Source organism: Tepidimonas taiwanensis (genome assembly GCF_020162115.1).
In the GTDB taxonomy this organism is placed as follows: domain Bacteria; phylum Pseudomonadota; class Gammaproteobacteria; order Burkholderiales; family Burkholderiaceae_C; genus Tepidimonas; species Tepidimonas taiwanensis.
Map to the genome: position 1 here is coordinate 525,792 of NZ_CP083911.1, position 26,232 is coordinate 552,023.

General features: G+C 70.0%; 24 protein-coding genes and 1 pseudogene. 11 read left to right on the plus strand and 14 right to left on the minus strand.

Annotation, left to right across the window (positions count from 1 at the left end; translation table 11 throughout):
* The first annotated feature begins 4 nt into the window (after positions 1-4).
* From LCC91_RS02460 to LCC91_RS02505, 10 genes are all read left to right on the plus strand, one after another.
* Positions 5-280, plus strand: a complete 276-nt coding sequence (locus LCC91_RS02460) for a 4a-hydroxytetrahydrobiopterin dehydratase (protein WP_058616190.1) — start codon at positions 5-7, stop codon at positions 278-280.
* Complete coding sequence (locus LCC91_RS02465) at positions 277-888, plus strand: ParA family protein (protein ID WP_224440998.1); 612 nt, start codon at positions 277-279, stop codon at positions 886-888. The genes LCC91_RS02460 and LCC91_RS02465 overlap by 4 nt, the downstream gene beginning before the upstream one ends.
* Complete coding sequence (locus LCC91_RS02470; RefSeq protein ID WP_058616188.1) at positions 885-1,145, plus strand: hypothetical protein; 261 nt, start codon at positions 885-887, stop codon at positions 1,143-1,145. Before LCC91_RS02465 ends, LCC91_RS02470 begins: the two co-directional genes overlap by 4 nt.
* Before the next feature lie 138 nt (positions 1,146-1,283).
* Positions 1,284-2,141, plus strand: a complete 858-nt coding sequence (locus tag LCC91_RS02475) for a CbbQ/NirQ/NorQ/GpvN family protein (RefSeq protein WP_082668377.1) — start codon at positions 1,284-1,286, stop codon at positions 2,139-2,141.
* Positions 2,142-2,178: 37 nt separating this feature from the next.
* Complete coding sequence (locus LCC91_RS02480) at positions 2,179-4,542, plus strand: nitric oxide reductase activation protein NorD (protein WP_058616187.1); 2,364 nt, start codon at positions 2,179-2,181, stop codon at positions 4,540-4,542.
* The gene (locus LCC91_RS02485; RefSeq protein ID WP_058616186.1) at positions 4,539-5,207 is read left to right on the plus strand and encodes a BMC domain-containing protein; all 669 of its coding nucleotides are present in this window, start codon (positions 4,539-4,541) and stop codon (positions 5,205-5,207) included. Before LCC91_RS02480 ends, LCC91_RS02485 begins: the two co-directional genes overlap by 4 nt.
* Positions 5,204-6,022, plus strand: coding sequence for a S1 family peptidase (locus tag LCC91_RS02490; RefSeq protein WP_058616185.1), 819 nt, complete (start codon positions 5,204-5,206; stop codon positions 6,020-6,022). The genes LCC91_RS02485 and LCC91_RS02490 overlap by 4 nt, the downstream gene beginning before the upstream one ends.
* 71 nt (positions 6,023-6,093) lie before the next feature.
* Complete coding sequence (locus tag LCC91_RS02495) at positions 6,094-7,062, plus strand: sodium-dependent bicarbonate transport family permease (protein WP_058616184.1); 969 nt, start codon at positions 6,094-6,096, stop codon at positions 7,060-7,062.
* An 18-nt stretch (positions 7,063-7,080) separates the two neighbouring features.
* On the plus strand, positions 7,081-7,368 hold the full coding sequence (locus tag LCC91_RS02500; RefSeq protein WP_058616183.1) for a P-II family nitrogen regulator: 288 nt from the start codon (positions 7,081-7,083) through the stop codon (positions 7,366-7,368).
* 119 nt (positions 7,369-7,487) lie between these two features.
* Complete coding sequence (locus LCC91_RS02505) at positions 7,488-11,648, plus strand: Eco57I restriction-modification methylase domain-containing protein (protein WP_143898065.1); 4,161 nt, start codon at positions 7,488-7,490, stop codon at positions 11,646-11,648.
* A 95-nt stretch (positions 11,649-11,743) separates the two neighbouring features.
* Here LCC91_RS02505 and LCC91_RS02510 read toward each other — a convergent pair whose 3' ends face one another.
* The 14 genes from LCC91_RS02510 to LCC91_RS02575 form a co-directional block, all read right to left on the minus strand.
* Entirely contained in the window at positions 11,744-13,594 is a 1,851-nt protein-coding gene (locus LCC91_RS02510; RefSeq protein WP_082668374.1) for a DEAD/DEAH box helicase, read from the minus strand.
* Between the two features lie 140 nt (positions 13,595-13,734).
* Positions 13,735-15,297: a cryptochrome/photolyase family protein gene (locus tag LCC91_RS02515; RefSeq protein ID WP_052231730.1), complete on the minus strand. Its 1,563-nt coding sequence runs from the start codon at positions 15,295-15,297 to the stop codon at positions 13,735-13,737.
* Positions 15,294-16,658, minus strand: coding sequence for a DASH family cryptochrome (locus LCC91_RS02520; protein ID WP_043702988.1), 1,365 nt, complete (start codon positions 16,656-16,658; stop codon positions 15,294-15,296). Before LCC91_RS02520 ends, LCC91_RS02515 begins: the two co-directional genes overlap by 4 nt.
* Positions 16,655-16,852: a DUF2256 domain-containing protein gene (locus LCC91_RS02525; RefSeq protein WP_052231728.1), complete on the minus strand. Its 198-nt coding sequence runs from the start codon at positions 16,850-16,852 to the stop codon at positions 16,655-16,657. The genes LCC91_RS02520 and LCC91_RS02525 overlap by 4 nt, the downstream gene beginning before the upstream one ends.
* 4 nt (positions 16,853-16,856) lie before the next feature.
* Positions 16,857-18,494 (minus strand): cryptochrome/deoxyribodipyrimidine photo-lyase family protein, encoded by a 1,638-nt coding sequence (locus LCC91_RS02530; RefSeq protein WP_058616180.1) that lies wholly within the window; start codon positions 18,492-18,494, stop codon positions 16,857-16,859.
* Positions 18,495-18,531: 37 nt separating this feature from the next.
* Positions 18,532-18,936 carry a nuclear transport factor 2 family protein gene (locus LCC91_RS02535; protein WP_231572210.1) on the minus strand — a complete coding sequence of 135 codons (405 nt, stop codon included), beginning with the start codon at positions 18,934-18,936 and terminating at the stop codon, positions 18,532-18,534.
* A 173-nt stretch (positions 18,937-19,109) separates the two neighbouring features.
* Entirely contained in the window at positions 19,110-19,880 is a 771-nt protein-coding gene (locus tag LCC91_RS02540; protein ID WP_043702982.1) for an SDR family NAD(P)-dependent oxidoreductase, read from the minus strand.
* Complete coding sequence (locus tag LCC91_RS02545) at positions 19,877-20,449, minus strand: DUF3833 domain-containing protein (RefSeq protein WP_052231727.1); 573 nt, start codon at positions 20,447-20,449, stop codon at positions 19,877-19,879. Before LCC91_RS02545 ends, LCC91_RS02540 begins: the two co-directional genes overlap by 4 nt.
* A gap of 75 nt (positions 20,450-20,524) precedes the next feature.
* The gene (locus LCC91_RS02550; RefSeq protein WP_043702979.1) at positions 20,525-21,877 is read right to left on the minus strand and encodes an MFS transporter; all 1,353 of its coding nucleotides are present in this window, start codon (positions 21,875-21,877) and stop codon (positions 20,525-20,527) included.
* Positions 21,874-22,164, minus strand: a complete 291-nt coding sequence (locus tag LCC91_RS02555) for a chalcone isomerase family protein (protein WP_224440999.1) — start codon at positions 22,162-22,164, stop codon at positions 21,874-21,876. Before LCC91_RS02555 ends, LCC91_RS02550 begins: the two co-directional genes overlap by 4 nt.
* Before the next feature lie 3 nt (positions 22,165-22,167).
* On the minus strand, positions 22,168-22,455 hold the full coding sequence (locus tag LCC91_RS02560; protein WP_224441000.1) for a hypothetical protein: 288 nt from the start codon (positions 22,453-22,455) through the stop codon (positions 22,168-22,170).
* A gap of 25 nt (positions 22,456-22,480) precedes the next feature.
* The gene (locus LCC91_RS02565) at positions 22,481-23,725 is read right to left on the minus strand and encodes an SAM-dependent methyltransferase (RefSeq protein ID WP_390612137.1); all 1,245 of its coding nucleotides are present in this window, start codon (positions 23,723-23,725) and stop codon (positions 22,481-22,483) included.
* A gap of 18 nt (positions 23,726-23,743) precedes the next feature.
* On the minus strand, positions 23,744-24,565 hold the full coding sequence (locus tag LCC91_RS02570; RefSeq protein ID WP_224441001.1) for a DUF1365 domain-containing protein: 822 nt from the start codon (positions 24,563-24,565) through the stop codon (positions 23,744-23,746).
* A 16-nt stretch (positions 24,566-24,581) separates the two neighbouring features.
* Positions 24,582-25,886, minus strand: coding sequence for an NAD(P)/FAD-dependent oxidoreductase (locus tag LCC91_RS02575; protein ID WP_058616691.1), 1,305 nt, complete (start codon positions 25,884-25,886; stop codon positions 24,582-24,584).
* Positions 25,887-25,953: 67 nt separating this feature from the next.
* On the opposite strand from LCC91_RS02575, the pseudogene LCC91_RS13910 reads away from it, so the two are divergent.
* Positions 25,954-26,226, plus strand: a pseudogene (locus tag LCC91_RS13910) (MerR family transcriptional regulator); the annotation flags it as partial.
* Between the last annotated feature and the right edge of the window lie 6 nt (positions 26,227-26,232).

Here is a 26,232-nt window from a genome sequence, read left to right on the forward strand (position 1 = left end):
AACGATGGAACGCAACGATGCCCTGGGGGAATGGAGCGAACAGGCGCGCCCCCCTGCGCTCTTCAGGCGCTTCGCGTTTGACAGTTACGCGCAGACGCGGGCGTTTCTGGACCGCCTTGCGCAGGTGCAGGACGAGTTGGGGCTCGCGCCGCAGAACATCAGCTTCGGCACGACCTACGTCAACGTCACGATCGCCGCGAGCGACGGGGCGCTGGGCGAGGGCGAGCGCGAGCTGGCGCGGCGCATCGCCGCGGCGGCCACCGGGGAAGCCCGCGCATGATGGGCGACGCGCCGCGCTGCGTGGTGGTGCTCAACAGCAAAGGGGGCACCGGCAAGACGACGCTGGCGGTGCACCTGGCGGCGGGCTGGTCGCGGCGCGTGCCGACCGCGATCGGCGACCTCGACCCGCAGGGATCGGCCACGCAGTGGGCGACGCGCGCGGGCTTGACCGTCCTGTCGGATGGGGACGCCTGGGCGGCGCCGGCGGGCGTGCAGCGGTTGGTGTGGGATTGTCCGCCCAGCGTCGAGCACCCGGCGGCGCGGCGCGCGCTGGCGCGCGCGGACATCGTCGTCGTGCCGGTGCTGCCGTCGCCGCTGGACCTGTGGGCGAGCTGGCGCCTGGTGGAGGCAATCGCGGCCGAGCAAGCCCGCCGCCCCGGCTTGCGGGCCTGGCTCGTGGTCAACCAGGTCGAACCCGGCAGCGTCTTGTCCGGCGCGATGCACGAGGCGCTGCGCGAATTCGGCCTGCCGGCGCTGCGGGCCGTGGTGCGCCGGCGCGCCATCTATCGCAGCGCGGCGTTGCAGGGAAAAACCGCCTATCAGATGGGTGCGCGGGCCGCGCCCGCCGTGGCCGACATCGAGGCCTTGATCGAGGAGATGCAGACATGACCCGTACCACCGCCGAACGCCTGGCGGCGAGCGTGCGCAGCGCGCGCCCTGCCACGCCCGCGGCCCCGACCGCGCCCCGGCGCACGCGCGCGAAGATCGCCGCCGCCGCGGACGGCCCCGCGGCGAGCGCCGCTGTCGCCGAGGTGGCATCCGTGCCTGCGAACCGTGCCGCCGCCTCGACAGCGGTGCGCACCGATGGCGGCGTGCCGCCGTCGAGTGCCGGGGAGCGCTTTCCCCGCCGTATCTGGCCCGATTGATCGCCCGACCGATCCACCGGGCCCCGCGACGTGCGGGGCCCTGCCGAAGACGCTGACGCCATGAACACCCTGACCCGACGACTCTACGCGGCCCGTGCCCAGCAGGCCGCGGCACCGCTGGGCGCCACCACCGGGCGGATGCCCACGGCCGCCACCACGCCCGCCACTGCCGCGGCCACCGCCGCGCCGGCCGGTGAACACCCGCTGGCGGCGTACCGCGTGACGCGCGAGCCCTACTGGCGCGCCGTGGGGGACGAGGTGGCGCTGTACGAGGCCGCCTACTCGGTGCGCATGCCGATGATGCTCAAGGGCCCCACGGGCTGCGGCAAGACGCGCTTCGTCGAATACATGGCGTGGAAGCTGGGCAAGCCGCTGATCACGGTGGCCTGCCACGAGGACATGACCGCCTCCGACCTCGTGGGGCGGTTTCTGCTGGACGCCAATGGCACGCGCTGGCAGGACGGGCCGCTGGCGCTGGCGGCGCGCTACGGCGCGATCTGTTATCTGGACGAGGTCGTGGAGGCGCGGCAGGACACGACCGTCGTGATCCACCCGCTGACCGACAAGCGGCGCATGCTGCCGCTGGAGAAGAAGGGCGAGGTGATCGAGGCCCACCCGGACTTCCAGCTCGTCATCTCTTTCAACCCGGGCTACCAGAGCCTGATGAAGGACCTGAAGCAATCGACCAAGCAGCGCTTCGGGGCGCTGGACTTCGACTACCCCGAGCACGAAGTGGAGGCGGAGATCGTCGCGCACGAGTCCGGCGTCGACCTCGAGACCGCGAAGAAGCTCGTGCACATCGCCGAGCGTTCGCGCAACCTCAAGGGCCACGGGCTGGACGAAGGCTTGTCCACGCGGATGCTGATCCACGCGGCGAGCCTGATCGCGCAGGGGGTGGCGCCGCTCGCGGCGTGCCGCGTGGCGCTGGTGCGCCCGATCACCGACGACGCCGACATGCGCGACGCGCTCGACGCGGCGGTGACGACGTATTTCTGAACCCCGCCGAGCGATCCGACCGCCGCCCGCGCCCGCCATGAGCATCCACCTGGACGACCACGCCGAGCTGTTGCAGGAGCTGCCGCACGGCGCGCAGGAGGTGCTGCGCGGCGCGTGGCAGGAGGCGGCGCGGGCGTTGTCCGCGCGGGGGCTCGACAACTACCTCAAGGGTGCGCTGGCGCTGCACCACCTGGGCCGCGGCGAGGAGGTGGTGGTCAGCTTTCTGCAGCAGATGCCGGCGCTGGCGCGCGCCATCGGCGAGGACGTGCTGCCGGACCTGGTCAATTTTCTGCTCTCGATGGCGTCCAAGACCTCGGGGCAGGTGCTCACGCTGATGGCGCAGACGGCACCGACCGCGGCGCTGCGGCTGGGCGACGCCGAGCTGTTTCGGCAGTACCTCTCGGTGCTGGGGCTGGTGCTGGCGCAGGCACCGCAGGGGCTGCGCCCGATGCTCGAGAACCTCGAGCGGCTGCTCGCGCAACTGACGCTCGGCGGTCTGCGGCGCTGGGTACAGTGGGGCGCGCAGGCGTACCGGGCCGACGTGGACGGGCAGCGGCGCTATTTCGGGCTGCAAAGCGCCGACGCGCTCGCCGTGCTGCAGCAGGAGCGGCGCGGCACGCTGTTCGTCGACGTGCAGCGGCGGCTCAACCTCTATCTGCGCGCGCTGTGGGGGCGCGATTTTTTCCTGCGGCCAACCGCAGGGGACTTCGAATCGCGCGAGGGCTTGCGCCCCTACATCGAGCGCCACGTGATCCACATTGCCGACGCCTACGACGATGTGCCGGGCACCGAACCCGACGGCGGCCCCGTTCCCGCGCTGGAGGTGTACCGCGCGGCGGCCAACCACTGCGCCGCGCACCTGATGTTCGCGCGCGCGCCGCTCTCGGACGAAGGGCTGGATGCGCTGACCAAGGCGGTGGTCGAGCTGGTCGAGGACGCGCGGGTGGAGACGCTCGCGTGCCGGCGCTTTCCGCGCCTGCGGCAGCAGTGGCGCGCGCTCCACCCGCTGCCCGTCGACCCGCCGACCCGCGCGGGGGATCTGATCAACCGCTTGGCGCTCGCCTGGCTCGACGAAGCGGCAGCCGAGCGCGACCCCGACCCCTGGGTGCGCGAAGGGGTGGCGGCGCTCGCCGCGTGGACCGATTGGGACGATCCGCAGGCGAGCCTCGAGACGGGGCGGCGGCTGGCGGAGTCGCTGCGCGCGCGTATCGCCGCAGAAGGGTGGCCCGCCTTCTCGGCGCGGCTCGACGGGCAGCGGGCGATCTACCGCGACGACAACCGCGCGATCTGGGTCAGCGGCACCTACGACGAGACCGAAGCGCTCATCGCCACCTGGGAGCGCCAGCAGCAGGTGCGGCGCAAAGTGAACGTCATCGAGATGGTCAACGAGGTCGACGTCGAGTTTGCCGGCGACGACGCGCAGGAGGTCTGGATCCTGCCCACCGAGTTCTGGCTCGATCAGGAGGGGGTGACGATCAACTCGCTGCTGGGCCGTCCGCCGCTGGCCGACCCCGTTCACTATCCCGAGTGGGATTATCAAATCCAGCTCCTCCGCCCGGACTGGGTGACGGTGTTGGAGCGCCACGCCGCGGCCGGGGACCCGGCGCGTATCGAGGCGCTGTTGGCTGAACAGCGGCCGGTGGTGCAGCGCCTGCGCCACCTCATCGAGGCGATGGCGCCGCAGGGCGTGCAGCGCATCCGCAAGCTCGAGGACGGCGACGAACTCGACCTGGACGCGGCGGTGCGCGCGTGGATCGATTGGCGCAGCGGCCAGCAGCCCGACACCCGCATCATGATGCAACACCGCATCCACACGCGCGACGTGGCGGTGTTGCTGTTGCTCGACCTGTCGGCGTCCGCGAACGACCCGGTGCGCGGCACCGACCAGACGGTGCTCGACCTCACGCGCGCAGCCGCCGCATTGATGGCCGAGGCACTGCAACGCATCGGCGACCGTTTCGCGATCCATGGCTTTCGCTCCGACGGGCGGCACGACGTGCACTACCTGCGCGTCAAGGATTTCCGCCAGGGGTGGGGAGAGGCGGCCAAGGCGCGCCTTGCCGGGCTCGAAGGGGCGTTTTCCACGCGGCTCGGCGCGGCACTGCGCCACGCCGGTGCCGAGCTCAAGCGCCAGCCGCAGCGCAAGCGCATCGTCTTCGTGCTCACCGACGGGGAACCGGCCGACGTGGACGTGCGCGACCCGCAATACTTGCGCGTGGACGCGCAGCACGCGGTGCAGGAGCTGCGGTGCGACGGCATCATCAGCTACTGCCTGACGCTCGATCCGCGCGCGGACGCCTACGTCGAGCGCATCTTCGGCGCGCGCCACTACACGGTGCTCGAGCGCGTGCAGCGCCTGCCCGAGGTGTTGCCGTCGCTCTACCTGGGGTTGACGCGATGAGCCGGCTCGCCGACCGCGCGCGCGTGCAGTTGCGCACCTTCGTCTTCATCGACGCGCTGCAGCCGCAGCTCGCCTCCTACCTCGGGACGTCGTCGCAGGGGTTTTTGCCGGTGCCGGGGGATGCGTGCCTGTGGATCGAGGTGGCGCCCGGCATGGCCGTGCACCGGCTCTCCGACATCGCGCTCAAGGCCACCAACGTGCGCATGGGCGAACAGGTGGTCGAGCGGGCGTTCGGCTCGATGGAGATCCACTACCGCAGCCAGAGCGAGGTGCTGGCGGCGAGGGAGATCATCCTGGAGCAGCTCGGCGCGCGGCTGGAGGACCGGCTGCCGTGCCGCATCGCGTGGGCGGAGAATATCCGCGCCGTGACCCCGGATCACGCGACGCTGATCAACCGCCAACTGCGCCGCGGCTCGATGTTGCTGCCGGGCAAGACGCTCTTCATCTTCGAGTGCGAGCCGGCGGGGTACGCCATCTACGCCGCCAACGAGGCCGAGAAGGCCGCCAACGTGACGCTGGTGGACGTCAAGCCCTTTGGCAATTTCGGACGCCTGATGATGATGGGCAGCGAAGCGGAGGCGGCCGAGGCGCTCGCCGCGGCCGAGCGCGCAGTGGCGCAACTGAACCGGCGCGCGCGCGCCGTCGAAGGAGACCCGACGCGATGAACCCGACGCCTTTCGCCGTCGATACCCCCGCCAAGCGGCTGCTGTTCCACACCGTGCGGGTGGAGACGCAGATGGCCGATGGCGGCGCGGGCACCGGCACCGCATTCGTCGTCGAGCACGTGCACGCGCGCGGGCGCACGCGCTTCGTCGTGACCAACCGCCACCTCGTCGACGACGTGGTGCAGGGGGCGCTGGTCTTTCCGCTCGCCGGCGCCGACGGCCAGCCGGTGCTGGGCAGCCGCTTCGAGGTGCGCATCGACGAGTTCGGCGATGCGTGGCACCGCCACCCGGACGACACGGTGGACCTGGCGGTGCTGCCGCTCGAGCCGCTGCTGGTGGCGGCGCAGCAGCAGGGCGCGACGCTCTACGTCGAGCCGATCGCCAGCGATCGCATCGCCGACGCGCCGGCGCTCGCGCGCCTGGACGCGCTGGAGGAGGTGTGGTTCGTCGGCTACCCCAGCGGCGTGTGGGACGGCGTCAACGCGCTGCCCATCCTGCGCCGGGGCACGACCGCCACCCCGCCGGCGGTGGACTTCGAGGGACAGCCGCAGTTTCTCATCGACGCGGCCGTCTACCCCGGCTCCAGCGGGTCGCCCGTCTTCGTGCGCGCGGCCGACGGCAGCGGGCTGTGGCTGGCGGGGGTCGTGGCCGCGGTATTCTTCCGCGAGGAGTCGCTGCAGCTGTCGCCCGCGCCAGTCCCCGCGTCGACCGGCCTGCAGGCGACGGGTGCCGAAATGATCGACCTGGGCCTGGTGATCAAGGCCCAGGCGGTGCGCGAGGCGCTGCAGGACTACCTGCGGCGCTGGCGCGCCTGACCGCCCCCCCGCCCCGGGACCGTGCGTATCACCGACCCCACGTATCCGCCGATCCGAGAGGAGCCCGATTCATGACCTTCGACCCCATCGTGCTGTTTTTTCTGCTCGGCGTCGTATCCGGACTGGTCAAGTCCGACCTCAAGATCCCGGCCGCCATTTACGAAGCGCTGTCCATCTACCTGCTGCTGGCCATCGGCCTCAAAGGGGGTGTCGAGCTGGCCAAATACCCACTGCTGGACCTCGCGGGCGATGCGATGATCGCGGTGGCGGCGGCGATGGCCATCCCGCTCGTGGGCTATCCCGTCCTGCGCTTCGTCGGGCGCATGGCGCAGCCCGATGCGGCCTCGATCGCGGCCCACTACGGTTCGGTCAGCGTGGTGACGTATTCGGTGGCGGTGGCGGCGATCGGGCAGCAGGCGATCGACCACGACGGCTACATGGCGGTGTTCCTGGCGCTGCTGGAGTTTCCCGCGCTGCTGCTGGGCGTGGTGCTGGCGCGCCTGGGCGACGCCACGCAGAACGGCAAGAGCGGGCTGGCGTCGGTGGACTGGGGGCGGCTGCTGCACGAGGTGCTCGCGGGCAAGAGCATCGTGCTGCTGATCGGCGGCCTGATCATCGGCTACGTCGCGGGCCGCATGGACGCCTACGCGCCGATGGCCCCCCTGTTTCGCGACCTGTTCAAGGGGGTACTGGCGCTGTTCCTGCTGGAGATGGGGCTGGTCGCTGCGTCGCGGGTGGCGGCGTTTCGCACCTACGGGGCGTTTCTGGTGGTTTTCGCGGTGGTGATGCCGGTCGCGGCGGCCGCTTGGGGGCTGGTGGTGGCGCAGTGGCTCGGCTTTACGCTCGGTAACGCCATCCTGCTGGCGACGTTGTTCGCCAGCGCTTCCTACATCGCCGCGCCGGCGGCGATGCGCATCGCCGTCCCGCAGGCGAACCCGGCCCTGTCGATCGGCGCCTCGCTTGGCGTAACATTCCCGTTCAACGTGTTCGTGGGCATTCCGCTGTACGTGTGGATGGCTCAGCGCTGGATCGGGCATTGAAGCCGCGAAGGACGGGACATGACAGCCAAAACCTTCAAGCTGGTCACCATTTACTGCGAGGCGGTGCTGGAGTCGCGGGTCATCGAAGTGTTCGACCGGCTGGGCATCGTCGGCTACACGGTGACCGAGTGCCGCGGCCGTGGCACGCACGGCGTGCGCAGCGGCAACTGGCGCATGAGCGCCAACGTGCGCATCGAGGTCATGTGCGATGTGGACACCAGCGACCGGCTCAACGAGGCGCTGATGCCCTACGACCGCGATTACGGGCTGCTGGTCGTGCGCAGCGACGTCGAAGTGTTGAACTGACGGGGTGAGGGGCAGCGGTCCGGGCGGGGCCGGTGCGGCCGTCGACCACGGCGCCGTGCGCCTGAGACGGGGCGTAGTCGCTCGGGTATCCTAGTGCGATTGCGTTCACCGCCATCCCCATGCAAGGCCGCCTCTTTTCCCAAGACTTCCTGCTTCGTGGCATCCAGGACACCGAGGCGTGGAAAGCCCTCTCCGATGCTGACCTCGATGACTTTACAGCCCGACTGCGGGAGCGCTACGCCGGCTTTTCCGCCGGCTCCGCCCTCAACGAAGCCCAGACCGAAGACGAACTGATCGAGCCGGTGCTGGACTTATTGGGCTGGCGGGATTGCTGGACTTCACAGGTCAACCTCTCCCAGTCCGGGCGCGAAGACGTGCCGGACTTTTTGCTGTTTGCCGACGCCGCCGCCAAACAGCGCGCGATGGCGGAACCCGCAGATGATCGCCGCGCCCGCCACGGCGTGGCGCTGCTGGAGGCCAAGCGCTGGCTGCGGCCGCTCGATCGCAGCGACGACAGCGGCGCGGGCAACAACCGAAAACGCCGCGATTTTGGTGCGCCGTCATCGCAGATGCTGCGATATCTCTCGCGTGCCGACGTCATCAGCGACCGCGCGGTCAAGTGGGGCATCCTCACCAACGGGGCCATCTGGCGGCTGTATTGGCAAGACGCCCGCTCGCGCGCCGAGGATTTTTTCGAAATCGACTTGGCCGCGTTGTTGGGTGTGCCCGGCAGCCAGTCGGAGTTTGACGGCTACGCCCCGCGCCACGGCATCAAGTTGTTCTGGCTCCTGTTTGGGCGCGCAGCTTTTTTGCCGCAGTCGTGGGACAGCCAGCGCCGCACCTTTCACGCCATCGCGCTGTCCGAGGCGCGGCTCTACGAAGAAACCGTTTCCGACCAGTTGGGCAAACGCGTATTTGCCGAGGTTTTCCCGAGCCTCTGTGCAGCGCTGGCGGCAGGCGACTTGCAAGCCCGCAAGACCGCCAAGGGGGCGTACACCGAAGACTATCTGGAAGAGCTGCGCGAAGCCGCGCTGGTGCTGCTCTATCGCCTGTTGTTCCTGTTTTACGCCGAAGATCGGCGCTTGCTGCCCGTGATGGACAGCCGCTACGCGCCCTACAGTCTCTCGGCCTTGCGCGACCAAGTGGCTGCCGACCGTGACGCCGGCAAAGCGCTGTCCCGACGCGTGGCCAACTACTGGGCGGTGCTGGACAACCTCTTCACCCTGATCGCCGAAGGGGACGACACGGTCGGGATGCCTGCCTACAACGGCGGGCTGTTCGAGCGTGCCCGCGCGCCGCTGCTGGCGCGCGTCCGGGTGCCCGATGCCCAGCTCGCCCCGGTGATCGACGCGCTGTCGCGCCGGGTCGAGGATATCCTCAAGCCCCGCATCAACTATCGTGACCTCTCCGTTGCCCACCTGGGCAGCATCTACGAGCGCCTGCTCGAATACCGTCTGGAGGAGGAGGGCGGCACCCTCGCAGTCAAAAAAGCGGGTTTTGCGCGCAAGGGGTCGGGCAGCTACTACACCCATGATGCGCTGGTGCGGCTGATTCTCGACGAAACCGTCGGCCGGCTGGTCGCACAACGCCAACAGAAGTTCGATTGTCTGCTCGCGCGATGGCGCAAAAAGGCCCACCTCAACCCCGCGGACTGGGAGGCACTCGACAGGGCCGATCCGGCGAGCCAGTTTCTGGAACTGAAAATCTGCGACCCCGCGATGGGCAGCGGCCATTTTCTGGTGGCGCTCGTGGACTGGCTGGCAGACCGCGTGCTGGAAGCCGCGCAAACCAGCGCCGAAGCCGTCAACGACTGCCCCTTTGCCGCGCACCTGGTGGAACAGAACCGCCCCTGGGCCTCGCCGATCGCCGCACGCATCGCCGACATCCGCCGCCGCATCCTCAAGGCCGCGAAAGAACACGGCTGGGCCGTGGACGAGCGGCAACTCGACGACCGCCACATCGTGCGCCGCATGATCCTCAAGCGCGTCGTCTTCGGTGTGGACAAAAACCCGATGGCGGTCGAGCTCGCCAAAGTGGGGCTGTGGCTGCATACGTTCACCGTTGGCGCGCCGCTGTCCTTCCTCGATCACCATCTGCAATGCGGCGATTCGCTGCACGGCGAACGGCTCGATGCCGTGCGCGACGGCATCCGGGCGATGGGGGCGCTGTTCCAGGAAGGAGAACTGGACCGGCTGCGCATCGCCGCGCGCAGCCTGGCGGCGGTGGCGGACCTCACCGACACCAGCATCGCCGAGGCGCACGAATCGAAACACCTGGCCGACGAAGCCCGTCAGCAGGTGGCCCCGATCATTGCCCTCCTGAACCTGTGGCGGGGGTTGCGCTGGACAGTCCCAGGCTGGCCCGCCGTCAAGCGCGACAAGATCCAGGACGACCGTTTGCGAAGCGCGCTTGCGGAGCTCTTTTCTGACCGCTATAACCTGGTCGGTGTTGCGGCTCAGGGGAACGTGGGCGGACACGGGGAGGCGGTGCAAGCCGCCAACGAACTGCTCGCGGCGCTGGGCACGCTGGCGCGGCGCGAACACTTCTTCCACTGGGAGGTCGCCTTTCCCACCGTGTGGAAAGAGGGCGTGGGCGGTTTTGACGCCGTCATCGGCAACCCGCCGTGGGACCGGATCAAGTTGCAGGAGGTGGAGTGGTTTGCCGAACGCCGGCCCGAAATCGCCCGGCAGGCGCGCGCCGCCGACCGCAAACGCCTCATCGCGCAGGAAAAGGCGCGCAATACCCCGTTGTGGCGCGAGTACGTCGCTGCCCGCGACGCGGCAGAGACCACCGCGCGCGTGGCGCGGGAGTGTGGCGACTACCCGCTGCTCTCGGGCGGCGACGTCAACCTCTACAGCCTCTTTGTCGAGCGCGCGCAAAGCCTCATCAAACCCGACGGCATCGTCGGCCTGCTCACCCCCTCCGGCATCGCTGCCGACAAGGGGGCGTCGGCCTTTTTCCGCACATTGACCGAGGCCACCGAAGACGGCGCGCGGCTCGCGGCGCTCTACGACTTTGAAAACCGGAAGGTCTTCTTCCCCGACATCCACGCCAGCTTCAAATTCTGCGCCCTTGTCTTCGGCGGCCCGCAGCGCCGCTTTGCCCAGAGCCGCTGCGCCTTCTATCTGCACGATGTTGCGGAGCTTGCCAGCCCGGACCGTGTGCTCGCGCTCAACGCCGCTGACTTCCGCCTCGTCAACCCCAATACCGGCGCTGCCCCCATTTTCAGGACGGCGCGGGACGCCGACCTCACGATGCGCCTCTACCGCGTCCACCCGGTGCTCGTGCGCCGCGAGGGCGACACGGAGCATAGAGCGTGGCCGGTGAAGTATGTCCGTATGTTCGACATGACCAACGACTCGGACAAGTTTCTCACCCGCGCCGAGCTGGAAAAAGCGGGCTGGCGGCCGGCCCCGCTCAACCGGTGGGAGCGGGACGGGGAGGTGGCGTTGCCGCTCTACGAAGGCAAGATGGTGCAGATGTACGACCACCGCGCGGCCGACGTGGTGGTCAACCCCTACAACCTGCACCGCGCTGCGCAACCGCAGGCGATTCCGGATGCCGAGAAGCGGCAACCGGACCGGTATCCGGAGCCGCAGTTTTGGGTGAGGCGCGCGGCAGTGACCGCGTTTGGTTTGCCTGACACCGTGCTTGCTTTCAAAGATGTCACGGCACCGACCAATGCGCGCACCATGATCGCGGCGTTGTTACCCGCCAGTGCGTTGGGCAATACGCTGCCGGTGCTGCTCATGCCGGTGGCCGACGCCGCCTTGCTGGTCGCCAACCTCAACAGTTTTGTGTTCGATTTTCTGGCACGACAGAAGGTGCAGGGCCAGCACCTCAACTGGTACATCGTCGAGCAACTCCCCGTCATCGCCCCCTCGGCCTACGAGCAAACCATCGGCGGGGTGCGCGTTGCCGACTTCATCCGCGCGGAGGTTCTGGCGCTCTCTTACACCGCGCACGACCTCGCGCCCTTCGCCCGTGACCTCGGCTACGTGAATCCGGACGGCAGCGTAAAACCCCCCTTTGTCTGGGACCCGGACGACCGGGCGCAGCGCATGGCCCGGCTCGATGCGCTGTTTTTCCACCTCTACGGTCTCGACGAAGCCGATACCGACTATGTTCTCTCCACCTTTCCCATCGTGCGCGAGCAGGACGAGCAAACGTATGGCACCTTCCGCACGCGCGACCTGATTCTGGGTTATCTGGCCCGAATCAAAGCCGGGCAGCTGAGCCACGAGCCATTGGTATGCGCCGCAGGTGGCGACGCCGGTTGAGCGAGCACAACAGCCCGGCAGCTCGCGCAGGACGCACACCGCCAGCAGGTACGCGTGGCGCGATGCGCGCTATTCAATCATCCGGGATGCGACAGTTATGCCATGTCAGGCGTCGCCGACAATTGCTGTAGGCGCGCAGCGAACGGTCCGTTGCCACTGGTGCCGATGATGAGGCGTTGTTTTGCGCGCGTGGCCCCGACGTAGAGCAGTCTGGCCGCTTCCTTTTCGTCCTCACCGGACATCGGCATTTGTCCTGCCCCCACGAGCGCCACGAGCGGGAATTCCAAACCCTTGCTGGCATGCAGGGTCATCAGGGTGATTTTGTTGCTGTGCGGTTCATAATCGCCCGCCCGGATGCGGTTTTGTACCGGCAGGCGGCGCCGTTGCGCCAATGTTTTCGCGCAAAGGTCGCGGATGTGATGGGTTGGACACAGCACGGCCATGTCGGCCCAGGCGTAGCCTTCCCGATGCGCGCGCTCCAGCAGTTCGGCCACGTGGTTTACCTCCTCTTCCAGCGTCGGCAGGCGGATGATCACGGGCTCCTCGCCATCCCTTCCGCAGCTGATGGGCTTGAGCAGTGGTACACCATCTTCATCACGTTCTTCCGGGGTCAGCAAGTCGGCTGCCAGCAAGCTGGCCGTGCGCAGGATTTGTCTGGTATTGCGGTAGTTGATCTTGAGGATGGTGGTTCGTCCCTGGGCTTGAATGCCGACGCTCTTGAAGCTGAAGTTTCTTTTGCGCGCGCGCTCATAGATGCTTTGCGCATCGTCGTAAAGCACGAGCAAGCTATTGGTCGTCGGGTCGACCATCTGAACGATGAGCTTGAGCCACTCGGGTGCAAAATCGTGTCCTTCGTCGATCAAAACGGCGCGGTACTGCCCACTGGGAATTTGTCGGCGGTTGACTCCATTGATAACGCGTTGCACCAATTCAGCGAGAAATTCTTCCGTTGGCAGATGTCGTGGCGGTAGCGCTTGTCCGTAGATGACGAGCTGGTCACGGCACCACTTGTGAAAATGCACGGCGTGCACACGGTCGGCAATACCCTTGACCGACATGATGTAGGCGAGTTGTCGCGCCAATGGCTCGTTGTAGCACAGCACCAGAATCGGCTTGTCGCAGCCTGCTGATTCGAGTTTTGTCAAATGCTCGGCACGGTAGCCGAGCAGCATCGTCTTACCCGAACCTGCCACGCCGTGGATGACACGGTGACCTTGGCCGAGGCTGCGCGCGAGCTGCTCCTGCTGCAAATCCATCACGCGCATGATGTCGGGCCACTCGGCCATTTCGTCCGTGCTGTCAAAGAGTTGACCGTTGACGGGTACACGCACGTCCGGGAACATGATCCAGCGCACCCGGTCGATTTGCGGTACCGACAGTACGCCCCTCATTCGGTAGGGAAACATGTCCCACAATTGGCTTTGCAGCCGCTCGGGATCGACCTCCTTGCCGATTTCGTCCTGACAAATGACGCGACGCGGTTCGATGGCATGATTCAGCCCTGCTTTGTTGAATTGCTCTCGAGAGATGTTGGGCAGCACCACGCCATATCCCCAGGGAAAAATGAGCCGACCTTTTTGCGGGCCGTCCGAGTGCACCAAATGGGGATCTCTTTCCAGTGCGGCCACCACCTGGTGCGCGTATTGTCGGGCTTGTTCGAGCGGATTGATGACGGTTTTGGGGCCCAAATCCCCGTGTATGCACCAGTTTTGCTTGTCAACCTGGATGATCGAGGAGAGGCGATAGTCTTTGACCTCGAGGATCAAAATGCCTCGGCGGGGGTGCAAAATGACGAAGTCGGGGTGAAGGCTTTTGGGCCCGACGGCGACGTCGTACCACAACAGATAATCGTCGTCGAGCTTTTCTTCCAGTCGCTCTGCCGTGCGGCGTTCGCCAGAGGTCATGCGCCCGACGCAACTGCTCAATGCCGGAATGAGGGTGGCCATGCGCTCGTGATCCCATCGAAAGTCGGTCCCGATGGTGCAATCATGCCCGAAATGGGGGACATCGCAAGCCCGTCCCTCGTTGATGGACTGCTTCGATGGAAAGCGGGGTGTTGCGGCACCGCTGCCCCAGTGGGCGATGGCTACAGCGCATCCGCCCGCTGCCGCAGCGCTTCGGCGTGCTGGCGCGTGGCAGCCAGCGTTTCCGGTTCCATGCGGTCGAGCTGGCGCAGCATCATCGCCATGCGGGGATTGGCGGCGAGCCGCTCGCGCTGGCGCGCCAGAAAGTCCCAGTACAGCGCGTTGAACGGACAGGCGCGCTCGCCCACGCGCTGCCGCGGGTCGTAGGGGCAGGCGCGGCAGTGGTCGCCCATGCGCTGCAGGTACGAGGCGCTGCTGACGTAGGGTTTGGTGGCCATCAGGCCGCCGTCGGCCCACTGGCTCATGCCCAGCGTGTTGGGGGCCTCGACCCACTCGAAGGCGTCGATGTAGACGCCCAGGTACCAGCGGTGCACCTCGGCGGGGTCGCAGCCGAGCAGCAGCGCAAAGTTGCCGGTGACCATCAGCCGCTGGATGTGGTGGGCGTAGGCACCGGCCAGTGTCTGGCCGATGGCGGCGCGCAGGCACGCCATGCGGGTTTGGCCGTCCCAGTACCAGCGCGGCAGCGGCCGCTGGTGCCCCAGCGCGTTGCGCGCCGTGTAACCGGGCATGTGCGCCCAGTAGACGCCGCGCACATACTCGCGCCAGCCCAGAATCTGGCGGACGAAGCCCTCGACGGAAGCCAGCGGCGCGTCCCCGCTGCGCCACGCGGCCTCGGCGCGTGCGATCACCTCGCGCGGGTGCAGCAGCTTGACGTTGAGGGCGAACGACAGCTGCGAGTGAAAGAGCCGCGTGTGCGTGTGGCTCAGCGCATCCTGATACGGGCCGAAGTGGGGCAGGGCGTGCGCGACGAAGGCGTCGAGCTGCGCCAGCGCCTCGGCGCGGGTCAGCGGCCAGCGCAGCGTGTCGGCCTGTGGGTCGCCGATGGTGGCCACGCCCGCCGCTTCGATCGTGCGCCACAGCGCCTGCTGGTCGTGGCAGGGGCGGGGGTCGGGGGGTTCCGGTGGCTCGCCGCGCCACGGCTGGCGGTTGTCGGCGTCGAAGTTCCACTGGCCGCCGGCCGGCGCGTCGCCGTCCATCAGCACGCGGTGCTGCCGCCGCATGCGGCGGTAGAAGTGCTCCATCACCCACTGGCGGTGGCCCGCCAGCGCGCGCGTCACGCCGTCGCGCGGGGCCAGAAAGTGCGCGCTGTCCACCGCCCGCACCGGCACCGGCGCGTCCGCGCCCCACTCGCGCAGCAGCGCGTCCAGCCGCCATTCGTCCGGGTGTTGGTATTCCACCGCCGCGGCGCGGTAGTGGCGGGTGAGCGCGTCGAGGTTGCCGGTGAGCGTCTGGCGGCTGCTCGGGTCGTCGATGGTCACATAGCGCACGCGGTGGCCATTGGCCCTGAGCTGCTGCGCCAGCGCGCGCATCGCGGCAAAGATGGCGAGCACCTTTTGCGCGTGGTGGCGCACGTAGTCCGTCTCCTGCCGAACTTCCATCAGCACGTACACGACGTCCGCGCGCCGCTCGCCAAACCAGGGGTGCAGCGGGTCGAGCTGGTCGCCCAGCAGCAGCCGCAGCGTCGGGCCGTCGCGGGCGGGTGGGGCGTCGGTCGCGGTGTTCATGGCCGAGTGTCCGGGGCGAGCCAGCGCCGGCGGTAGGCCCCGTCGGGGTCGTGCTGCGCGGCCTGTTTGCGGGGGTCGAAGCGGCGGCCGCCGCGCGGGTCGGTGCCCAGCCCCGCGATGTAGAGCCAGTTGCCGGTGTTGCTGCAGGGGTCGTGGTCGAGCAACTGCGCCTCGAACCAGGCGGCCCCGACACGCCAGTCGCCCTGCAGCTCGTGCAGCCAATAGCTGGCCACGATCTGGCGCATACGGTTGCTCAGGTAGCCGGAGGCGGCGAGTTCGCGCATCCCGGCGTCGACGATGTCGCAGCCGGTTTCACCCTGCATCCAGCGCGCCAGCCGTTGTGGATCCAGGGGGCGCGGCGGCGCGTGCGGGGCGAGCCCGCGGGCCCGGTACAGCGCGGCACCAAAGCGGCGGTGCAGCCAGCGGAAGTGGTCGCGCCACAGCAGCTCGAACCACAGCCAGTATGTGCCGTCCGTTGCGCCGTGCGCCGCTTCGTGCGCGCGCAGCGCCGCCAGCGCCTGCCGCGGCGACAGAGCGCCGGTGGCCAGCCACAGCGACCAGTGGCTCGATCCCCACGGGTCGGCGAGGTGGTTGCGCGTCGCCTTGTAGCGCCGCGCATGACCGCCGTCGAGGTAGCGTTGCAGGTGGCGCAGCGCCGCGGCCTCGCCGCCCCAAGGGGCTTCGTCGGCGGGCGGCCACGGCAGCGCGTGGCGTGCGTCCCCTGCCAGCAGCGCGGTGTCGTCGGGCGCCTGGGGGTCGAGGCACCGCCAGCCCAGCCGGTCGGCGATGTTCTCAGCAGGCTGCCACGCCGCGGGCCAGCGGGTGGGCACCGGCAGCGGGCCGGGCACGGGGGTGTGGGCGCGCTCCACCGCCTGCCGGAACGCGGTGAACACCGTGGGCACCGCCTCCGGCGTGAACGGCAGGTCGGCCGCCTCGTGCAGGGTACCGATGCCGTGCCGGTGCACCGGGATGCCCCACGCCACCAGCGTCTGCAGGACGGCCCGCTCTTCCGGTGCCGGAACCTCCAGCACGTGCACGGCCGCGGGCGAGCAGGCGCTGATCCACGCCTGCAGCGTGGCCGTGGTGCCATCCGGCAGGCACCACAGCGGGTGGCCGTGGCGCGCCAACCCCTGCGCCAAGCCGTGCGCGGCGCTGTGCCACCACGCGAGCCGCCGCGCGCCGGTGCGCGGCCAGCCCCACGGCGTCGGCTGCGCGGGTGGTGGCAGCCACAGCGCCAGCCACGGGCGCCCCTCCGCCAGCGCCTGCGCCAGGCCCGCGTGCAGCGCGGCGTGGTCGTGCAGGCGCAGGTCGGCGATGAACAGGTGAACCACCGGAGCCCCCAGCGGCAGGGATCGACTCATCGGCGACGGCTCCCTGTGGGGCGCGCGGCGGGCGTGGGCGCGTCCGTCGCCGTGCGGGCGTCACCGCGCTGGCGGCGGCAGCGCTCGGAACAATAGCGCACCTGTTCCCAATCGCGCGCCCATTTGCGCCGCCACGTGAAAGGCAGGCCGCAGACGGCGCAGATCTTGGTGGGCAGGTGGGGTTTGCGGTGCATGGCGTCAAAAGAGTGTTAGCTGGGTGGCCGGCGTGGCCACGCGGCGGCGCGCGACCGGCTCGCGCCCGGTGGCGTCGCGGCCCGCCGGCATGCCGCGGCGCGAGCCGTGACGGCGCACGACGTCGGTGGCGGCGGCCTGCACGGCCGGGTCGCGCCGGCGCGCGTGCAACCGCGCTTTGGCCGCGCGCAGCGCGGCCTCCAGCTCGACCGGTGGCACGGGGATGTCGTCGCCGACGCGCACCCCACAGCGCCGCTGCACGTCGGCGGGCATGCGCCACGGCTCGAACAGCCAGGCGTCCGGCACGCGCCGCAGCGCGGGCAGCCAGCGGCGCACGAACACGCCGTGGGGGTCGTGGTCGCGCGCCTGCTTCAGCGGGTTGTACACGCGCGTGGCGTTGATGCCGGTGGTGCCAGCCTGCATCTGCATCTGCGGCCAGTGGATGCCAGGTTCGTAGTCCAAGAACCACCGCGCGAGCCACTGCCCCACGGGGTGCCAGTGCAGCCACAAGGGGTAGGCGGCCACCGACACCAGCATCGCCCGCATGCGAAAGTTCAGCCACCCGGTGGCGCGCAGCATCGCGACGCAGGCGTCGACCAGCGGCCAGCCGGTGCGCCCCTGCTGCAACGCCTCGAAAAGGGCTGGATTCCAGTCATCCTCGCGCAGGCCGTCGTAGCCGCGGTGCAGGTTGCGCCACTCGAGCTCGGGTTCGCTCTCGAGCTTCTGGATGAAATGGCAGTGCCAGTAGAGGCGGCTCTCAAAGGCGCGCAACCCGGCGCGCCAGCGTGCCGCGTCCGCGGGCGCAGCGGGGGCGTCGGCCAGCGCGGCCAGCCGCGCGCGCGTGGCCTGCACCACTTCGCGCAGGCTCAGCACCCCGTAGGCGAGGTAGGGCGACAGCCGCGAGCACGCGGTGGGGGCGGTCAGGGGGGAGGAGATGCCGCCGCGGTAGCGCACGGCCCGCTCGGTCAGGAAGTCGTGCAAGGTCACCTCGCCCCGCGCGCGTCCGCCGCGCTGGCGCTCGGGCGGCTCGGCCGGGTCCAATCCGAGCGCGGCGGCGTCCGGCCATGGGCCGGGTGCGAGCTCGTCGCCGTTCAACCACCATGCGGGGGACGAAAGGCCCGGCGGCGCTGACCACGGCCACGGGGCCGGCACGAGCACGGGCGGCGGCCACGGGGCCGGTGGGGCGGCGACGAAGCGCTCGCGCGCCGTGAGCCACCGGTCGCGGTCACGCAGCCCGCGGATGACGGCAAAGCCCGGGGTTTCGTGTACCGCGACGCCGTGCGCGCGCGCCCAGCGGCGCACCGCCTGGTCGCGGGCGTAGGTGTGGGCGTTGCCGGTTTCCTCGTGTGCGTGGATGGCGGCCAGTCCCAGCCGCTGATGCAGCAGGGCGAGCACCGGCACCGCCTCGCCCACGATGACGCGAAGCGCCGCACGCGGGCCGCCCGCGGCCCGCAGCGCGGCGTCGAGTTCGCACAGGCTCTCGCGGATGAAGCCCCAGTGCTGTGCGGCGGCGTCGGGCTGCCGCCACAGGCTCGGTTCGACGATATAAACGGGCAGCACCGCACCCGCGCGCGCCGCTGCGACGAGCGGTGCATGGTCGTGCACGCGCAGGTCGCGTTTGAACCAGACGAGCTGCACCGGCATGGCAGGTCTTCCGTTCCGTTGATTCCGCCGCACAGACTCAATCGCGCGCCGCCAGCCGCCGCTGCAGCCAGCGCATCAGCGCGCCGATCAGCGGTAGCTGCGCGTACAGCTCCTCGGCCGCGTCCCAGTAGTCGCGGTGCTCGCGCACGCGAGCGTCCGCGGCAAAGCACAGGTGGGTGCAGCCGCGGATGCGGCGCTCGCGCGCCTCGCCACGGAAGCGAAAGACGAAGTCCCAGGTCAGAAAGGCCTGTTGCGCGTCGCCCAGCCGCTCGCGCACGATAAAGCGCGGGTCGTCGAGCTGCCGGTACATGTGCGCGAAGATGCGGCGGATCGCCTCGACCCCCTGCACGTCGTTGAACGGGTCACGAAAGCGCGCATCCTCGGTGTATACCGTCGGGAGCTCACGCAAGGACTCGGGGGTGAGCGTTTCGTAAAAGTTCACCACCCGCTCCAGCGGAGATGCGGCGGAGCTGGCAAGGGGCGCATCGAGGATCGCCGCCGCAGTGGGTGCGCCGTGGGCACGCGCCGCGGGTGGCGACGCTGTTCCGTCGTGCGTGGCGGCCCAAGGGGCCGGGGAAGGATGGGGCGTGCGCTGCGTCATGGTGCTGCGGAGGGTCACAAGCCGGTGGCGCGGCGCACGAGCGCGAAATACCAGCGATCCGGCAGGCAGCGCAGCAGCCGCAGCCACAGCGTAAAGCGCCGCGGAAAGTGCAGGTGAAACACTCCCCGCGCCCAGCCGCGCAGCATCGCTGTCGCCGCCTGCTCGGGGGTGATCAGGGCCGGCATGCGGAAGGGGTTTTGCGCGGTCAGCGGCGTGGCCACGAAGCCGGGGCACACGACGCTCACCCCGATGCCGTGCGGGCGCAGGTCGAGGTAGAGCGTCTCCGCCAGGTTGATCAGCGCGGCTTTCGTCGGGCCGTACGCCAGCGCCTGCGGCAGGCCGCGGTAGCCCGCGACGCTGGCCACGAGGCTCAGGTGGCCGCTGCGCTGCGCGAGCAGCCGCGGCACGCACGTGGCCACGAGGTGCAGGGCCCCCTCGACGTTGATGCGCTGGTGCCGCAGCAGCTCCTCGGCGTCGATGGCGGTGGCGCGCTGCGGTCGGTAGTGCCCGGCGCAAAAGAGGATCAGGTCCAGCGGCCCGTGCGCAAACGCCTCGGCGGCGGCGCGCGCCACCGCGGCGCGGTCGGTCACATCCAGCGGCAGCGCCAGCCGCCCCGGGGCCGCGTCGGCAAACGCCTGCAGCGGCGCGGCGCTGCGCGCGGAGACGATGACGGTGGCACCGCGCGCGTGCAGCGCCTCGGCCACCGCGAGGCCGATGCCCGAGGAGGCACCAACGATCCAAGCGCGTTTACCGCGCCAGTCGCGAAATGGCGGGTTGGCACTCATCGGTCGAGCTTCGTGAACGACAGGGTGACTTCGCCGAGCCGGATGCCGAATTTGCGCATCTCGGCGCGGTTGAGCATCACGCGCTCGTCGATGAGGTACATCCAGTCGTCGAACTGCACCTCGTACACGCGCCCGTCGACGGGCAGGCGCAGCGTGTAGCGCCACTGGAAGGCGTTGCCGCTGACCTGCCCGCTGGCTTCGCCGACCACGTCGTCGGCGGTGCCACGGTAGCGGCCGTTGCCGTCGTCGATCAGCCGCCACACGCGCCGCTCGGTCTTGCCGTCGCTGTAGGTAAAGCGCTCGTCGAGCACCCCCTGGTTGCCGTTCCACGTGCCGGTCATCTCGACCACGAAGCGGCGCACCACCTGGCCGCTGCGGTCCTGGAACATGCCGTGGGCGATCAGGCGACCGTTGAAATAGGTTTTGAGGTCCAGCGCCGGGCGTTCTGCCGCGTAGGAGGCGAGCTGCTGCGACGCGCAGCCCCCTAACAGCCACGCCACACCGCTGACGAGCAGCAGCCGCCGCCACCGGATCCGGTGCTGCAGCGGATGGGACAGGATCAGTGCCATGGTCGGTCTCCAGTCGGGTCGGGGAGGAGGTGCGTCATTGCGGGGGGACAACGCTTCGGGACAGGGAGGGGCGTGTCATCGCGGAGGGACGATGCTTTCGGCGATGGGTTGGGTGAGCGGCATCGCGGGCCGGCGGCGCACGAAGCCGTGCCACAGCAGCGCGGCGGCCAGCGCCTTGAAGAAGCAGGGCAGCACCGCGTAGGCGACGGTGAGGGCCTGCAGCCCGGCGGTGTCGCGCGTGCCGGGGGTGTAGCCCAGCAGCGCCAGCACCGGCAGCGCGAGCCCCGCGGCCAGCGCCAGATTGCCCTTGGCCGCGAGGTTCCACCAGCCGAAGTAAGCACCTTCGTGGCGGCCGCGGTCGCCGGTTTCGTCGATGACGCCGGCGAGCAGCGCGGCGGGCAGCGCGAGGTCTGCCCCCAACGCCAGCCCCGACAGCCCGCACACCAGCGCGTACGCCACGGTGTCGCCGGCGTCCAGCCCTGCCGCCCAGACGAACATGGCGATCGACAGCCCCATGCCGAGCAGCCACGCCCGGGCGAGGCCGACGCGCCGCACCGCTGCCAGCCACATGGGCATGCCCGCCGCGGCGGCGAGGAAGTAGATCGACAGAAACAGCGCCTCCCACTGCGGTGCCTGCAGCCGGTCGGCGATGAAGAACAGCACCAGTGTCGCCGGGATCGCGCTGGCGAGACCGCTCAACACGAACACCGCCATCAGGCGGCGAAACGCCGGGCGTCGCCACGGCAGCCGCAGATCGGATGGGATGAGGGGGGTGGCGGACACCGGTGTGGCAGGCGCGGATGTGGCGGGTGTGGATGTGGCGGGTGCGTTCGCCACCGCTGTCGGGTGCGGGCCCCGGCCCCAGGCAAAGAGCGCTAGCGGTAGCGCCACCGCCAGCACGGCGAGCGTCACCGACCAGCCCGCCACCGCCGGCAATACGGACGCGGTGATCACGCCGGCGAGCGTCCAGCCTTCGCGCCACGCCACCAGCCGCGCCTGCGTCGGCGCGTCACCGCCCAGCCGCGCGCCCCAGCTCTGGTGCGCGATGGCCAGCGCGCTGTACGCGAGCGTCGTGACCACCAGCCCGCCCAGTGCCCACGCGGGCAGCGCGCCCGAGACGCCGGCCGGCGGAAACAGCAGCGCGAGCATGCCCACCCACAGCACGAGCGCCGCGACCCACGCCCACCGCCACACCGCCTCGGCACCGCGCCGGTACACCCCGTCCAGCCAGCGCCCGAGCAGCGGGTCGGTGAGCGCGTCGAACACCCGCGCGAGCAGCAGCACCCCGCCCAGCGCGCCCAGTGGCACGCCCAGCGTCGCGTAATGGTGCGGCAGGTGCACGTACAGCGGCAGCGCGGCGAACGCCAGCGGCAAGCCGGGCAGGCCGTAGCGCCAGGCCGATCGGGGCGGGGCGGCGGGCGGGGTCATGGCACCGACGCCCCGGCCGAGGTGCCGAGCAGCGCCTGCCGCAATCCGGGTTCGGAGGTCGTCGGTGCCAGCCAGATGCCGAAGAAGCGCTCGGCGAACGCGGCGTCGTCGATCGCCCCCAGTGGCTGGACGCGGCCGTCGGCACGCGTGAGCACGAAGCGTGCGCCCACCCCGGGCTGCCACAGCCCCGCGATGCGGTCACCCGGCTGCACATCCGGAAACAGCCGCTGCATCGCCGACAGCCAGGCGGTCTCGGCTGCTGCGGGCAGCGGCCCCGGGCGGCGCATTTCCTACAGCGAGCGGCGCGCGATGTCGGCGCCGCGAAAGCGTCGCTGGTAGGTCAGCTCCAGCACCACGGGCTGCCGCCCGAGCGCGCCCGCGTGCCAGCCGGGCGCGGCCAGCAGCCGGGCGTCGTACACCGCCATCCCCAGAAAGCGCAGCGTGCCCGTGCCGACGATCGTCGCCCCGGGCAGCAGGGCGGCGGCCGCGTCGGCCGGTGCCACCGCGGGGGGTGGCGGCTCGACGTTGGCGTGCGCGTCCGCGGCAGGCCCCCAGCCGATCGCGAGCGTCAGCAGCACTAACCCGGCGCACCTCCGCCCGGTCTCACGGCCGCTGCAGCGTGTACTGCACCACATCGATATCCCCGGCATCGAAGCCGGCCTCGCAATACGCCAGGTAGAACGACCACAGCCGCACGAAGCGCTCGTCGAACCCCAGCGCCAGCACCTCGTCGCGGCGGGCGAGGAAGGCCTGCCGCCAGCGCCGGCACGTTTCGGCGTAGTCACGGCCGAATGCGTGCGTGTCGACGATGCGCAACCCCGCGCGCTGCGCCTGCTGCTGGAACGCCGACGGGCTCAGCAGGCATCCGCCGGGAAAGATATATTGCTGGATGAAATCCGTCGAGCGCAGGTAGCGCTCGAAGAGGGCGTCGCGGATGACGATGGCCTGGATGCACGCGCGGCCGCCCGGGCGCAGCAACCGCTGCACGGCGCCGAAATAGTCGGGCCAGTATTCGCGGCCGACGGCCTCGATCATCTCGATCGAGACGATCGCGTCGTACGGCCCGTCGGCGATGTCGCGGTAGTCCTGCAGCCGCAGCGTCACGCGGTCGCTCAGGCCCGCCGCGGCGATGCGCGCGCAGCCGTGCGTCAGCTGCTCGGTCGACAGCGTGACGCCCGTCACGCGTGCGCCGAAGTCGCGCGCCGCCGTTTCCGCCAGTGCCCCCCAGCCGCAGCCGATTTCGAGCAGGCGGGCATCCGGGCCGACGCCGGCCATGCGCAGCGCCCGCCCGATCTTGGCGCGCTGCGCGCTGGCCAGATCGCGCTGCGGGTCGCCGTCGAACCACGCGGCCGAGTAGGTCATCGTCTCGTCCAGCCACAGCCGGTAAAACGCGTTGCCCAGGTCGTAGTGCGCGTGGATGTTGCGCCGGCTGCCGCTGCGCGTGTTGCGCCGCAGCCGGTGGCGCAGGCGGTACAGCAGCCGCCCGGCCCACGAGCCGTGGATGACGTCTTCCAGCGCGTGACGGTTGGCCAGCATCAGGCGCAGCAACGCCGGCAGGTCCGGCGTGCTCCACAGCCCGTCCAGGTACGCCTCGGCAAAGCCGATGTCCCCGCTGCGCAGCGCCGCGGTGGCGGCGGACCAGTCGTGCAGTTCCAGCCGGGCGTGCGGCGCGGTACCGGCACCGAAGTGCAGCGCTTGCCCATCGGGTGTGACGAGTTCCAGATGGCCGTGCGGCAGCCGCTGCAGCAGGCGCAGCACGGCACGCGCGGACGCCGGCACGCGCCGCGGCAGGACCGTGGCGCCGTCGGAACCGCGCGGCGGCAGCGGAGGGGCGATGAGGGACGACACGGGAGACGCTCCTTTCGATCAGGCGGCAGGGGGGCGGGGGGCCTCCTGCGGGGTCACGGGGTCGGCGGGTGGCGCGGGCTTGGCGTACCAGCCCACACCCTTGCGCCAGAGCTGCAAGGCGTGCCAATGGATGCGCGCGATCACCATCGCGCTGTGCCAGCGGTAGCGCCACAGCAGGCGCGGCCAGTCGCGCGGCGTCGCGGGCGAGAGCGTGCCGCTGACGCTGGTCAGCAGCAGCGGGCCCGCGGCGTCGCCGTACTCGATGCGCACCACCGTGCGCGATGCGGCGTCGCCCGCGGTGCGCAGGAAGCGGAAGCGGTAGCCGCCCTCGACGCGGCAGAACGGCGACACGTGAAACCGCTTGCACGCCTGTAGCGTCCGGCCCCAGGCCGGCTCGTCGAGCAGGTAGCAGTGGCGTTCGCCAAAGGTGTTGTTCACTTCCGCGACGATCGCGCGCAGCGACCCGTCCGCCCGGTGGCAGTACCAGAAGCTCACCGGTTTGAACGCGTAGCCGAGCACGCGCGCATAGGTGTGCAGCCACACCGGGCCGTCGGCGTCCGTGATGCCCTGCGCTCGCAGCAACTCGCGCATCCAGCCCAGCGCCCCGCCCGCCTCGGGCCCGCGTCCGTCGCCGTGGTCGCGGTCGTGAAACGCGATCAGCCCGGGGCGGTTCAGCGCGAGCCCCGCCTCGGCCGCAGCATCGGCCAAACGGTGCATCGGCAGCAGCAGGAACCACGTCGGATGCGCGAACGCGTGCGCGCGCGGGCGCAGCCGCTGGTGGCGCACCAGCCCTTGGCCGATCAGCACGGCGTCGCGGGGGGCGGGACGGGGCGTGTCCATCGCGTCGGTGGCGGGTTCAGGCGGCGGCGCGGCGTTGCTGCAAGCGGGCGGCCAGCGCGTCGGCCACGGCGTACCCGGCCGTCAGACCATCCTCGTGGAACCCGTAGCCGGCCCACGCGCCGCAGAACCAGGTGTGCTGGCGTCCCTGCAGATCCGGCAGCCGCTGCTGGGCGGCGATGGCCGCCGCGTCGAAGACCGGGTGGGCGTATTCATACGTGCCGAGCACGCGCGCCGGATCGATCGGCCGCACGGGGTTGAGCGACTCGATGACCGGCTGCGCGAACGGCAGCGGCTGCAGCACGTTGAGCCAGTAGTGCAGGCACACGCGCGCCGACTCCTGCGCCGCGTCGGCGGCGCGCTCGTAGTTCCACGCCGCCCAGGCGCGCCGCAGGCGCGGCATCACCGAGGTGTCGGTGTGCAGCACCGCGCGGTTGGGCTGGTAGCGGATCGCGCCCAGCACGGCTTGCTCCGCTTCTGTCGGCCGCGCCAGCAGCGCGAGCGCCTGGTCGCTGTGCGTCGCGAGCACGACCTCGTCGAAACGCTCGGCACCGCCGTCCGTGAAAACCGTGACGCCGGCGACGTCGCGCTCGAGGCGCCGCACCGGCGTGCGCAGCCGCGCGTCTGCCAACCGGGCGACGATGCGCTGCACGTATCGCCGCGCACCACCGGCCACCGTGTACCACTGCGGCCGGTCGTTGACCTGCAGCAGGCCGTGGTTGTGGCAGAAGCGGATCATCGTCGCCACCGGAAAGCGCAGCATCTGGTCGGTGGGGCAGCTCCAGATGCTGCCGATCATCGGCAGGAAATACCAGTCGCGAAACGCGCGCCCGAATCCGTGCGCGTCGAGAAAATCGCCCAGCGGCTGCTGCAGCGCAGCCTCGCGTCCCTCGTGCGCCAGGCGCGTGCACAGGCGGTTGAAGCGCAGCAGGTCGGCCAGCATCCCCCAGAAACGCGGCCGCGCCAGGTTGCGCCGTTGCGCGAACACCGTACCGAGCGACGAGCCGCTCCATTCGAGGCCGACCCTGCCGCCCGCGCCCGGCACCTGCACCGAGAACGACATGTCCGACGGCGCCGTCGGCACCCCGAGCTCGGCAAACAGCGCGATCAGCCGCGGGTAGGTGCGTTCGTTGAAGACGAGAAACCCTGTGTCGACGCCGTGCGTGACCGGGCGCCCGCTCGCGTCCGACAGCGTCACGTCCACCGTGTGCGTGTGGCCGCCGAAATAGTCGTTCGCCTCGAACAGGACGACGTGCGCGTGTGGGCGCAGGCGGTGGGCGGCTGCCAGCCCCGCGATGCCCGAGCCGATGACGGCGACTTTCATCGTGCGACCTCCTGTCTGGGACCCGTGCCGACATGGCAACGTGTTTTGTCCTAGACAAAACCATTGTATGCTTGGTTCCACTCAACCGGCAAAAAGAGCTTCCAACTTGCCAACCGATCCCGTGTCACCGCCGCGACCTGCACCCGATCGAGCCGTTTTTGTGCAAGACGGGTGGTGGCATATCGCCGACGTCGAGCGTCAAACAGGGATCGGCAAAGACACCCTGCGCATATGGGAGAAGCGCTACGGTTTCCCGCGCCCGTGTCGCGACGATCGAGGTGAGCGGTGGTACGACGGTGCGCAGCTACAACGCCTATACGCGATCAAGCGGCTGTTGGATGCAGGC